Consider the following 12455-nt stretch of genomic DNA (forward strand, 5'->3'; position numbering starts at 1 on the left):
AAGATGGCCGTGAGCTGTGCACACGGCCATCTTTTACTTATTTACGCTCTTTATCTTTCTTCCTGGAAAGAAGAACATCGTATATTCTGTCAGCATTCATGTCCCCGGTAAATTCGATGCCAAATTCTTCTCGGACATTGGAAGCGGAACTATTTTCCTTCTCTTTTTTCTTTCTATTTTTCATCATCCTCTTCCCTTTCTCCCCTGCTTCGAGTTTCGATTGGCACCCTTGATTGCCTCTTCACCCGCCGCAAATTCATTGGAAAATTCATGTTCCGACTGATTCCGGTAAGGTGTTTTACTGGTTTTAACAGCACCATCGAAATTAGCTTTTCTTTTCATTTTATTCACCCTCCTCTTTTTTCTAGAAGATAGGAAAGACCTCTGAATACAGATGCCTCCTCCTTAGAATGGGGTTAAAAGCAACCGGTTTATTCAGGATATTTCTATATTGCCGGGGAAAAATACTTCTTAAAACAATGGAGGAAGTATATGAAAAATAAAAAAGAGGACGGGCTGTCATCGCCTGTTTTGGACGAGACCCAGCCGCATCAGATCAACGCACCGAGCTATAAAGGAACAGGAATCAAGATGACTGCCCCTTTTGTAAACGCTTATGGAGTAGTAATTGGCGACAGCAAATACGCCTCTGAAAATTCGCCGCTTGAGAATTGGAGCGAAGAAACCGACCCGGAGATCATGGCAGGCGATGAATGGATTCACCCGACAAATGATATCGGCTGGAATACCAGAGAAAATCGTGAGCTTCTCGAGAAAAAAAGCACTCCACAAGACTATCCGTTCATGCATCCGATGCAGGATGTGAGCAGGGGGACGGATTAATAAGATTTGGACTGGATTTTTGATACTTATCTGGACATTTATGAGCTTTAATTAAAATCTCCACTCGATTATTTTAATTGTGCTCGATGATCCGGATTCTGCTCGATTATTTAGATTTGTGCTCGTTCATCCGAATTTCTGCTCGATTATCTGAATTTGTGCTCGTTCATTCGAATTTCTGCTCGATTATCTGAATTTGTGCTCGTTCAACCGAATTTCTGCTCGATTATCTGAATTTGTGCTCGTTCATGCGAATTTCTGCTCGATTATCTGAATTTGTGCTCGTTCATCCGAATTTCTGCTCGATTATCTGAATTTTTGCTCGTTCAACCGAATTTCTGCTCGATTATCTGAATTTGTGCTCGTTCATCCGAATTTCTGCTCGATTATCTGAATTTGTGCTCGTTCATTCGAATTTCTGCTCGATCATCTGAATTTGTGCTCGTTCATCCGAATTTCTGCTCGTTCATTCGAATTTCTGCTCGATCATCTGAATTTGTGCTCGTTCATCCGAATTTCTGCTCGATTATCTGAATTTGTGCTCGTTCAACCGAATTTCTGCTCGATCATTCGAATTTCTGCTCGATCATTCGAATTTCTGCTCGATTATCTGAATTTGTGCTCGATCATTCGAATTTCTGCTCGATTATCTGAATTTGTGCTCGTTCATTCGAATTTCTGCTCGATTATCTGAATTTGTGCTCGTTCATCCGAATTTCTGCTCGATTATCTGAATTTCTGCTCGATCATTCGAATTTCTGCTCGATCATCGAATTTGTGCTCGGTAAATGTATTTGCGACATCCTTCTATCACAAAGAAAGAGCTGGACAGGGGGGCCCAGCTCGCTTATCTTAGGTTATTTCTTCACTTCCAAAATCAATTTTCCCTTTGTTTGGCGCGATTGCAATATCGTATGCACATTCGCGGCTTCTTCCAGAGGATACACACCGCCAATGATCAGTTTGAGCTTTCCTTCCGCAACATAGGTAAACAATTCCTGGATACTTGGAAGCAGCAGGTCAGGCTTTCTCATGATTTGCGGCAGGAAAAAGCCGATAACGGACTGGTTTCTCCGCATAAGCAGAGCCGGATTAAATTCCACCTGTTCACCGCTGGCATTTCCGAACACGACTATCCTCCCAAACGCGGCAAGGCATTTCAGCGTTTTGTGGAATACATCTCCACCGGCCATTTCCAGGGCAACATCGACGCCCTTGCCATTCGTTGCTTCTAGAACGTCTTTTTCCCAGCCATCCTTCGTATAATCGATCAGAATGTCGGCACCCATGTTTTTTGCCAAATCAAGCTTTTCTGCTGAACTGGCTGTCGCGATTACCTTGCCTGCACCAAAAAGCTTGGCAAGCTGAACGGCTATCGTGCCGACTCCTCCAGCTGCGGCATGGACAAGTACCGTTTCTCCTGCCTCAAGCCTGCCCATCGTCTTTAACACATGATAGGCACTCAGTCCCTGAAGCGGAAGTGCCACGGCTTGATGAAAATCAACATTATCTGGAAGCAGAATGACGGAAAATTCATCCGACAAGGCGAACTCGGAATATCCGCCGGATTCTATCAAGCTGACAATCCTGGTCCCCGGCTTGATTTTAGTTACCTTTTCACCGACCTCAATCACGACTCCGGCAATTTCCGCACCCGGGATAAAAGGAAGCGGTGTTGGAACTACGTATTGGCCTTCTCGACGGGCGGTATCCGCGTAATTGACGCCGACTGCATGCACCTCAATCAGCACTTCATGCCCTTTCGGTACGGGTTTATCGACTTCAATTTTATTTAATACTTCCGGGCCGCCGTATTCTTTTAACTGGATCGCTTTCATTCCTTCTCCTCACTTTCCTTTAAAAACCGCTTTTCGTTTCTCTTTGAATGCCGCAATACCTTCCTGATGATCCTCGGTTGTGACCATCATCGTTTGCGTGATTCGTTCTTGTTCAAGGATTTCCTCCAGGCTTGCCGTAAAGGAATGATTGACTAGTTTCTTTATCATTCCATATGACCTTGTTGGTCCCTCTGCAAGACTTGTGGCGTATTTAATCGTTTCCTCCTGCAATTTTTCCAGTGGCACCAATTGATTGATGACCCCCAGCTGATAAAGCCTTTCGGCGGAAACTGCTTCTCCACTGAAGAAAAGTTGTTTGGCCAAGTGTGGGCCAAACAGCCTCGGGACAAAGTATGATCCGCCGCCATCTGAAATTAGACCCACCTTTGAAAAACTCAAGGCAAATTTACTGTCCTCCGCCGCGATGATCAAATCACAAGCAAGCGCCAGATTAAAGCCTGCCCCGGCCGCGAAGCCATGAACCGCAGCGATGATCGGGACTTCTGTTTCCTTCATCGCCAGGATAAGCTGGTTTAACCGGCCGATGTGGTCGTAAACTTCCGTGGCAGATGATTGTCCCATCGTTTTGACATCGCCCCCGGCCGTAAATGATTTTCCCGCACCCGATAAGACAATCACCCTTACTTCAGGATTTGTTTCGGCATCTTTAATAGCTTCTTGTAGGCCGGCAATCATGTCGGAACTGAATGCATTCAGGCTATCAGGGCGATTTAACGTGACACTCATGATTGCGCCTTCAACCGTAACCAATAAGTCTTCTTTTCCCATTACTTTTCCTCCTTCATATTACATGATCAGCCAGCCGCCATCGACAAGCAGGTCGCTCCCGGTCATATAGGAAGCTTCCGGCGACGCGGCGAACGCGATTACATTGGCAACCTCATCCGCTCGGCCCACTCTCCTTAAGGCTGTATTGCGCTGGATGGCTTTTTGGAATTTTTCATTTTGCAATCCTTCCTCCGTTAACGGAGTTTCGACAAACCCTGGCGAAACCGAGTTTACACGGATATGGTAAGCGGCCAGCTCAAGCGCAAGGGATTTGGTCAAGTTGATCACCCCTGCTTTCGCCGAGCTATAATGCGGAATATGCGCTCCGGCCTGGTGACCTGAAAGCGAAGCCACATTTACGATCGCCCGGTTAACAGGATGGTTGTCTTCTTTGGAAGAGGCAGCCGCCATTACTTTTCCAAGATGCTTTGAAACCAAGAACACGCTTTTCAAGTTAACGCTTTGAACGTTATCCCAATCCTGTTCAGACGTTTCGAGGACTTTGGAATGCTTCGAACCGCCGGCATTGTTGATCAAAATGTGCAAATTACCGAATTGCTGATCCACATATTCCGCCAATTCTTTCACATCTTCTTCAACGGTTACATCAGCCGGAAAGATTTCCGCCATAGGGATTCTTTTCGCGGAATTAATCTCGTGAGCCACAGCCTCAAGCTTCGATCTGGTTCTGCCCACCAGGATTACCCTGGCTCCTTCATTAGCCAGCCGAAGGGTCGCAGCCTTGCCGATTCCTGAGCCCGCACCCGTAATAAGTGCAACAGATTGAGAAAATCTCATATTCTTCCCCCTAAGCTTTTTGGGTGTTATTTATTGTTGAACAGGAGCAGCTATAGCGATTTTTCCGTTTTCTAATTTTGGCGCCAAATTGATGGTGCCTTTTTGAGAGGCAAATTTTAATTCCGATTCAAACTGGTGTTTATCAAACATCCTTCCTACGTATGAGGATTTCAGGACCTCATAAGCATTCTCTTTGTTTCCCCTGTACATAGAAAGAGCAGAAAGAGCTGCATCCGTTATTTCCATTTCTTCATCCTGTTCTTTTAAAAGGCAGTCGATAAAATGGCCCGCGCCATACAAATCTTCTAAGCTCACTTCTCCTGAATTGCCTGAACACACCACAATGACTGTCCCATGATGCCATGCCTTTGCGATTTCCCCGGCAACAAACGGATTGTTCAACAGCGAAGCAATATAAACAGCGTTTGCTCCTGCAGATTTTCTTAACGCAACCGTGCCGTTTGTCGTAGAAAGAACCAGGCTCTTTCCCTTGATAACCTTACGGATAAAAGTCGGACTCGGATAAATAAAGCCGTCTACCGGCTTCGCTTGGAGCTCTCCTGCTAAGATGAATAAATCAGAACCGTCCTGCTTTTGGTAACCTACGGCTTCCTGCAGATCCAGCACCGGGATGACTTCGGAGGCGCCATCTTCAAGAGCGGATACAATCGTTGTTGTCGCAAGCAGCACATCAAGAACAACGGCGATTTTCTCTCCCTCGGCCATTTTCTGTTCATTGATTTCTTCCTTCTTTATAAGTAAATGAATTTTTTTCATATCATGCTTACCTTTCCGCAATGCTCGCGCCATGAATAACCAAACTTCTTACGAATGAATTGAAATGGGAAAAACGCGGATCGTTTGTCTGCCCTTTTTGATAGCGGTAATAGATTTGTTGACAGATGACAGCAAGCTTAAAGTAGGCAAAGGTTAGATAGAATCCTATATCTGAAACATCCCTGCCGCTTTTTTTCGCATAGGCTTCAATGAATTGCTTTCTCGTCATAAAGCCCTCATTGACTGTGACAGATGGCTTTCCGAGTCCTGTTTTCAGCATGGTCGGATCGTTTTTTTCTGTCCAATAGCCCATGGCTACACCTAAGTCTGCCAACGGGTCTCCTACTGTCGTCATCTCCCAGTCAAACAGGCCGACCATTTCGGTTACATCTTCATTAAACATCGCGTTGTTTAACTTATAATCGTAATGGATAATCGTTGCTTCACCTTGAGATGGAATATGCCCGGTCAGCCATTTAAGCAGCGGCTCAACTTCAGGGATTTCATCTGTTTTTGCCCGGAGATATCGGGAAATCCAGCCTTCGACCTGCCTCTCGATAAATCCAGTCGGCTTGCTGATTGAAGCAAGCCTTGTTTCCTGATAAGGGATCGAGTGTAGCTCGACAAGCTTGTCGACCATTATTTCCGATAGCTTCCGGCAATTTTTCTCCGTGGCTTCAAAACCTTCCGGGAAAGATGTGTCAAAGACAAGGCCATGTTTTCTTTCCATAATGAAAAATGGGCTTCCAACAATTGTCACATCATCCGAAAATAAGATCGGCTTCGGTGCAGGCGGAAAGTGCGGATGAAGCTCGGAAATGATGAAATGCTCCCTTTTCATATCATGCGCTTTTGGGGCAACAGGACCGAGCGGTGGCCTTCTCAGAACGGCCTCCCATTCGCCGATTTTTAATTGATAGGTTAAATTGGAATGACCGGCGGGGAATTGCAGCATTTCAAACGGAGCCTCAGGAAGTCCATCAATCTTTGCGCGTAAATACCTCTCTAACAAATCATTGTCCAGTTCTTCGCCTTTTCTGACAGGAACCGTATCTTCACCGATTTTATAAGACATTTTCCCTTCTCCTTCCTGAAGTCCCAATATTCCGAAATCTAGTTATGCACGAGATAGCTCTTAAGCCCTTCCCGCAAAAGGTCTGGAATCGGCTTGCTCTTTTGATCAGTAAAATCAAAGAAGACAATGATTGCATTTCCCTTTGCGATTAGCTGTCCGGTTTGGGAACAAATCATTTCGTGATTGATTTCAAAGCTTTTTGTACCAATTTTCGTGACATACGTCGAAACAGTCAGAATTTGGTTAAAATATCCTTGATTGACAAAGTCACATTTTGTGGAAGCCATGATGAAATTCCATTCATCCTTATCCATGCTGTACCCGAGCGATTCAAAAAATTTGATACGCGCTTCCTCAAGGTAGATAAAATAACTCGTATTATTGATATGCCCCAATGCGTCTGTTTCACAAAAACGGACGGTGACTTCTATTTCCTGTATCATCTTTTCCTCTCCCTTTTACGACGGTGAAGTAGGAATTAATTCTTTACACCTTCTTTTTGATATTCGTACCAGCCTTGCCCGGTTTTTCTGCCGAGATGGCCCTGTTTTACTTTTTCTTCAATGCAAGCAGCCGGCTTGTCTTCCGGATTACCCGTTTCCTTGAAGCGCTGCTGCATAACGAAATAACCTACGTCAATACCTGAAAGGTCCATGATTTCAAACGGGCCGATCGGGTGGCTCAAGGCCTTGCGGCAGATTATGTCAATGTCCTTAAAATCGGCATAGCCGTTTTCATATAAATAAACCGCCTCTCTTTGAAGCGCTCCCAATATACGGTTGGCGATAAAGCCGGAAATTTCTTTTCTCAATAACACAGCCGTCCTGTTCATTCTTTCGCAAACTTCCAACGCAGCCCGGGCCGTATTCTCAGAGGTCGCCTCACTCTTGACAACCTCCACGCAGTCCATGACGAGCGGCGGAAAGAAAAAGTGCATGTTCAGCACCTTATCAGGGCGGTTTGTGACATCAGCAAGCAGGCTGCTAACGATCGTCGAACTATTGGTCGCAAAAATAGCATGGGCAGGAGCAAATTTCTCGAGCTGTGAAAATACTTCTGTCTTTACTTCGAGCTTCTCCACGACTGCTTCGATAATCAAATCGGCTTTGGAGACTGCCTCTTCCAAGTTAGTCGAAAATCGCAAACGCCCGAATGAAGCAAGCTTTTCATCTTCCTTCAGCTTCCCTTTCAGCACCCACTTATCCAATATCGCATGGAGCTTTTCTTCCGCCTTTTTCAATGCGTTCTCCTGGACATCCTGCAGAATCGTTTCATATCCGCCCAGCGCGGAAAGCATAGCAATCTGATGCCCCATTTGCCCTGCCCCGATCACAGAGATAGATTTAATTTTTTCATCGGTCAAAGCTATTCCCCCTTTGTTTATCCCATAAAGACTAACCGGTTAGTATGTGTTATGTACTACTGATAACAAAACCAGGAAGATGAGGGTATGGTTTGCCTTCTCCGCATCTTCCGTTCTTTATTAATCTGTTTCGATTCCTTTTAAAATCATTTCCACAAAAATGTCCGTCACTTCTTTTTCAGACATGCTGCCGGCTGGATTAAACCATTGGTAGCTCCAGTTTGCTGCTCCAAGGATTCCAAAGGTTACAATCCGAGGATTCAGTCCAGCCCGGAATTCCCCTTTTTTGATACCTTCATCCAGAACTGCTTCGATATTAAAACGGAATTGGTCACGCTTAGGAACGATTTGTGACAATCGTGCCTCACTTAGATTTTGCATTTCGCGAAAGAACACTTTGGCACTTGAGCCCTGGCTCTTAATGTTGTTAATCAGCAAATAAACAATTTCATATACTTTTTCTTTACTGCCTTTGGTGTCATCCCGCAGTATTTCCTCTTGATGGCTGAGCAGCTCATCAATATAACGAAGATGGATATCCATCAGCAATTCTTCCTTACTGGAAAAATAATAATAAAAGGTTCCTTTTGTTACGCCGATGGAATCCACGATATCCTGAATCGATGTCTCACTGAATCCCTTTTTTTCAAATAGCCGAATGCTATGCTCCGTAATTTTCTCTTTCACTCAAGTATCCTCACAATCTGCCTGCAAATGTCACTGAAAATTATACCATACCCGATGCCTTTCTTATTATAAGGATCCTTTTTTCAAATTACTTTGCAGCAGCAGCTTCTTCCCTCAATGCACGGCGCAAAATTTTACCAACGTTCGTCTTAGGAAGCTGTTCTCGGAATTCAACAACGCTCGGAACTTTATAAGTAGCCATATTCTTTCTGCAAAACCCGATGATTTCTTCAGAAGTTGCGGTTTTTCCCGCTTTTAGAACAATGACCGCTTTTACTGTCTCTCCACGATAAGCATCTGGAATGCCGATCACGACAGCCTCCTGGACGGAAGGATGTTCATAAATGACTTCCTCTATGTCGCGCGGATAGATATTATAACCGCTTGCAATGATTAAATCCTTTTTACGGTCCACGATGTAAAGATAGCCATCTTCATCCATCCTCGTGATATCGCCCGTATAAAGCCAGCCATCCTTTAAAGTAACAGCCGTTTCTTCCGGCATATTCCAATAGCCTTTCATGACCTGAGGACCTTTAATGACCAATTCGCCAAGCTCCCCGACCGGAACCTCATCCGTCCCAGTAGCCAAATCGACCACCTTATAATCGGTCGAAGGGAATCCGATTCCAACGCTACCAGGCTTCCTTTCAGCAAAAGGCGGGTTGCAGTGTGTAGCTGGAGATGCTTCGGACAGACCATAGCCTTCGAGAATCTGCGATCCTGTTTTGCTTTCGAATTCCTTTAACAGTTCGACCGGCATCGGAGCGCTTCCGCTGTTGCATGATCGGATCGAATCAATCCCATACTCTTCAGCCTTCGGATGATTCGTGATTGCCACATACATCGTCGGGACACCCGGGAAAATCGTCGGCTGCTCATTTTTGATTGTGTTTAATACCTCTTCCAGCTCAAAGCGCGGGAGCATAATCGAATCCCCGCCTGTATAGATGGCTAGATTCATAGCCGAGGTCATCCCGAAAACGTGGAATAAAGGAATGATCGTCAACACGCGCTCTTTTCCAAATTCCATTTCATGTTTGAAGAATTCATAGGATTGGATCACATTGGCAAGAATGTTCCGGTGAGTCAGCATCGCACCTTTGGACCGGCCTGTTGTTCCCCCGGTGTATTGCAATACCGCAACATCATGCTCCGGTTCGATATCAACAGGCGTAACCTGCCCGCTTCCTTCCTTTAAAAATCCGTCAAATGTATGATCCGGCGCGAAATCATGTTCAGATGGCTGCAGGCTTACGACAATAATATTTTTCAGATTCGTAGATGGCTGGACCTGCTTCACCTTTGCATATAAAGCATCAAATACAACAATGGTCTCAGCGCCTGAATCATTCAAAATATATTCGATTTCCCTCTCAACGAGCATTGGATTGACCTGTGTAACGATGCTGCCCGCAGATAATATGCCATAATAAGCGATAACATACTGTGGACAGTTCGGCAGCATGATCGCAACCCGGTCTCCTTTTTGAATGCCGTTTTTTTGCAGGGAAGAGGTAAATAAATTCACGGCGAATAACAATTCTTGATAGGTGATCTTCTTCGTATAAAAAGTGATAGCATTGTTTGTAGGATAATTTTTTGTGGTTTCCTGGAGAACTTGCGGAATGGTAATATCAGGGATCTCAACTTCCTTTACGACCGAATCTGGGTACGCTGACAGCCAGGATTTTTTTCTCATTAAAAAACCTCCATATCAAAATGATAGTTATTTAGAACCTAAAGCATAAGCATCGCTGTCGGAAAATTTCCTTTCATTCCATAAAAACTCTCTTTACATGGCGTGGCTTCCCCCGTCGACTACCAATACATCGCCTGTCACATAATTCGAGGCATTTGATGCCAAGAACAGGGCAACTCCCTTTAAATCATCTTCTGTACCGAAACGTCTTAACGGGGTGGAACCAAGGATTGGATCCTTGCCCTTTTCAATCAGGACCTTAGACATTTTTGTCGGGAAAAACCCGGGTGCAATCGCATTAACGTTTATGTTGTGCCGCCCCCATTTAACTGCGAGATCCTTCGTAAAAGTAATAACGGCACCCTTACTGGTGTTATAGCCGATTGTGTCCATCACCCTTGGGTCAGTGCCCCCAAGTCCGGCTACCGATGCAATGTTAATAATTTTTCCGCCACCCTGCTCAATCATGACCTTCCCTGCTGCCTGACTCATGATGAACGTCCCGGTGACATTCACATTTATCACTTTATTCCATGCTTCAAGGGGCATTTCTTCTGCAGGTGCCCCCCATGTTGCGCCGCTATTATTAACAAGGATATCAATCGATCCGAATTCGCTTTTTGTTGTATCCACCACTGCCTGCACATCATCAGGATTAGAAATGTCACATTTTAACGCGATCGCTTTAACTCCTAACTGGCGGATCTCCTCCGCGACTTCCTCGCACGCTTCCTTTTTTCGTGAACACAACACGACATTTGCGCCTGCTTCAGCCAAGCCCCTAGCGATTTGCTCGCCTAGCCCCCTGCCTCCTCCGGTAATGATTGCTGTTTTTCCCGTTAGATCAAATAGGTCCATAACTTTCATTCTGTTTCACAGCCTTTCGATTCTGTTTCGAAACTTATAGATATTTACGAAGCTCAAGCTTGGCAACCTGCGCTTTGTGGACTTCATCCGGTCCGTCCGCGAGCCTCAATGTACGCGCATTTGCCCATTGTGCGGCAAGCGGCGTATCGCCTGAGACGCCCGCCCCGCCAAATGCTTGTATCGCACGGTCCAGAACACGGAGTGCCATCGAGGGAGCGACAACCTTGATCATCGCGATTTCCGCTTTGGCCTCCTTGTTGCCGACGGTATCCATCATGTAAGCTGCTTTTAATGTTAAAAGACGGGCCTGTTCAATTTCGATTCTGGATTCCGCTACCCATTCCTGGACGACTCCCTGTTTCGACAGCAGTTTGCCAAACGCTTCACGTTTTTGTATACGCTTACATAATTCGTCAAGCGCTCGCTCGGCTGCCCCGATTAACCTCATACAGTGATGAATTCTGCCAGGTCCAAGCCTTCCCTGTGCGATGGCAAATCCTTTTCCTTCTCCCCATAGCATATTTTCAGTGGGTACCCTTACGTTTTCGTATGTAATCTCAGCGTGTCCATGCGGTGCATGATCGTAGCCAAAGACCGGGAGCATGCGTTCAATTTTCACCCCGGGAGTGTCCAGAGGAACTAAGATCATCGATTGCTGTTCATGGCGATTTGCTTTTGGATCATTTTTTCCCATCACGATGGCAATTTTGCAGCGTGGATCTCCAGCCCCGGATGACCACCATTTACGCCCATTAATGACATAATGGTCCCCATCTTTCTCGATTCGCGTCTCGATGTTCGTTGCGTCTGAAGAAGCGACGTCCGGTTCGGTCATCGAAAAACATGAGCGAATTTCCCCATCTAACAGTGGCATTAACCATTGTTCCTTTTGTTTTTCAGTTCCATAACGCACTAACACTTCCATGTTTCCGGTATCAGGAGCGTTGCAATTGAATACCTCCGGGCCGATTAATGAACGTCCCATAATTTCACACAGCGGGGCATATTCCAAATTGGTAAGGCCTGCTCCATACTCACTCTCAGGGAGAAATAAATTCCATAGTCCTGCTTCCTTTGCTTTTGCGGTCAGCTCCCCCATGACAGGAGGGATCGCACTCCATCTGTCTCCCTGTTCATTTAACTGCCTTTCATACACGCTTTCGTTTGGATAAACGTACTCTTCCATAAATTGAGTTAATTTCTGTTGTAGACCCTTTACCTTATCTGAATAAGAAAAATCCAAGTTATCCCTCCTTCATCGCACACAAACTAACCGGTTGGTATGTTACTTACTCATTAGTATACGGTTTTTTAAAAAATATTCAACTATTAAACTGAAAATTTAAAAAATATAACTAAAATGAGTTATAAATTGATTCTTCGACGCCCTCCTTGTAGTTGATCACCCTAATAGAATTGAATAGAATGACCTATAGTTTACAGAGGAACACCTTTTTTATACAATAGAAAAAATATATTTTGTATACTATTCACTAAGTTGCCTATCAAACAACTTTGTTGAAATAGAAAGAAAATAGTAATAGCTAATGTACAAAAATAGTATAAAAAGAAAATAGGTTCTTCACCAAAAGAAGTGGTTTAAGCTTTTGATTATCCGTTGATTTCCGCTCCAGGCGCTCGCTTTCCGCGGGCAGTCCGGGAGCCTCCTCGGCAAAGGGCACGCCTCCGGGACTTACACAGGATGTGTTGGCGTCG

General features: G+C 45.0%; 14 protein-coding genes. 1 reads left to right on the forward strand and 13 read right to left on the reverse strand.

Annotated features, from left to right (window positions below; translation table 11 throughout):
- Positions 1–37: 37 nt before the first annotated feature.
- A complete protein-coding gene (locus D0463_RS19540; protein ID WP_174234272.1) occupies positions 38–184 on the reverse strand; it encodes a hypothetical protein in 147 nt (48 codons plus the stop codon).
- On the reverse strand, positions 184–342 hold the full coding sequence (locus D0463_RS19545) for a hypothetical protein (protein ID WP_174234273.1): 159 nt from the start codon (positions 340–342) through the stop codon (positions 184–186). The genes D0463_RS19540 and D0463_RS19545 overlap by 1 nt, the downstream gene beginning before the upstream one ends.
- A gap of 150 nt (positions 343–492) precedes the next feature.
- Here D0463_RS19545 and D0463_RS01150 point away from each other — a divergent pair, with 150 nt between their 5' ends.
- Positions 493–843: a DUF3905 domain-containing protein gene (locus D0463_RS01150; protein ID WP_117304167.1), complete on the forward strand. Its 351-nt coding sequence runs from the start codon at positions 493–495 to the stop codon at positions 841–843.
- An 857-nt stretch (positions 844–1700) separates the two neighbouring features.
- Here D0463_RS01150 and D0463_RS01155 read toward each other — a convergent pair.
- The 11 genes from D0463_RS01155 to D0463_RS01205 form a co-directional block, all read right to left on the reverse strand.
- Positions 1701–2681: a quinone oxidoreductase family protein gene (locus D0463_RS01155; protein WP_117304169.1), complete on the reverse strand. Its 981-nt coding sequence runs from the start codon at positions 2679–2681 to the stop codon at positions 1701–1703.
- Between the two features lie 9 nt (positions 2682–2690).
- Positions 2691–3470, reverse strand: a complete 780-nt coding sequence (locus tag D0463_RS01160) for an enoyl-CoA hydratase/isomerase family protein (protein ID WP_117304171.1) — start codon at positions 3468–3470, stop codon at positions 2691–2693.
- An 18-nt stretch (positions 3471–3488) separates the two neighbouring features.
- Entirely contained in the window at positions 3489–4268 is a 780-nt protein-coding gene (locus tag D0463_RS01165; protein ID WP_117304174.1) for an SDR family NAD(P)-dependent oxidoreductase, read from the reverse strand.
- Between the two features lie 30 nt (positions 4269–4298).
- Positions 4299–5045 carry a 2-phosphosulfolactate phosphatase gene (locus D0463_RS01170; RefSeq protein WP_117304176.1) on the reverse strand — a complete coding sequence of 249 codons (747 nt, stop codon included), beginning with the start codon at positions 5043–5045 and terminating at the stop codon, positions 4299–4301.
- A gap of 7 nt (positions 5046–5052) precedes the next feature.
- The gene (locus tag D0463_RS01175) at positions 5053–6120 is read right to left on the reverse strand and encodes a phosphotransferase family protein (protein WP_117304178.1); all 1068 of its coding nucleotides are present in this window, start codon (positions 6118–6120) and stop codon (positions 5053–5055) included.
- A gap of 38 nt (positions 6121–6158) precedes the next feature.
- Positions 6159–6560, reverse strand: coding sequence for an acyl-CoA thioesterase (locus D0463_RS01180; RefSeq protein ID WP_117304208.1), 402 nt, complete (start codon positions 6558–6560; stop codon positions 6159–6161).
- Positions 6561–6598: 38 nt separating this feature from the next.
- Positions 6599–7483, reverse strand: coding sequence for a 3-hydroxyacyl-CoA dehydrogenase family protein (locus tag D0463_RS01185; RefSeq protein WP_117304180.1), 885 nt, complete (start codon positions 7481–7483; stop codon positions 6599–6601).
- A gap of 120 nt (positions 7484–7603) precedes the next feature.
- Positions 7604–8170 (reverse strand): TetR/AcrR family transcriptional regulator, encoded by a 567-nt coding sequence (locus D0463_RS01190; RefSeq protein WP_117304183.1) that lies wholly within the window; start codon positions 8168–8170, stop codon positions 7604–7606.
- An 88-nt stretch (positions 8171–8258) separates the two neighbouring features.
- A complete protein-coding gene (locus tag D0463_RS01195) occupies positions 8259–9872 on the reverse strand; it encodes a long-chain-fatty-acid--CoA ligase (protein WP_117304186.1) in 1614 nt (537 codons plus the stop codon).
- A 93-nt stretch (positions 9873–9965) separates the two neighbouring features.
- A complete protein-coding gene (locus D0463_RS01200; RefSeq protein ID WP_117304189.1) occupies positions 9966–10739 on the reverse strand; it encodes an SDR family oxidoreductase in 774 nt (257 codons plus the stop codon).
- 34 nt (positions 10740–10773) lie between these two features.
- The gene (locus D0463_RS01205) at positions 10774–11982 is read right to left on the reverse strand and encodes an acyl-CoA dehydrogenase (protein WP_117304192.1); all 1209 of its coding nucleotides are present in this window, start codon (positions 11980–11982) and stop codon (positions 10774–10776) included.
- Positions 11983–12455 lie beyond the last annotated feature (473 nt).

This window comes from Bacillus sp. V59.32b (genome assembly GCF_003429085.1).
Classification (GTDB): Bacteria; Bacillota; Bacilli; order Bacillales; family DSM-1321; genus Peribacillus.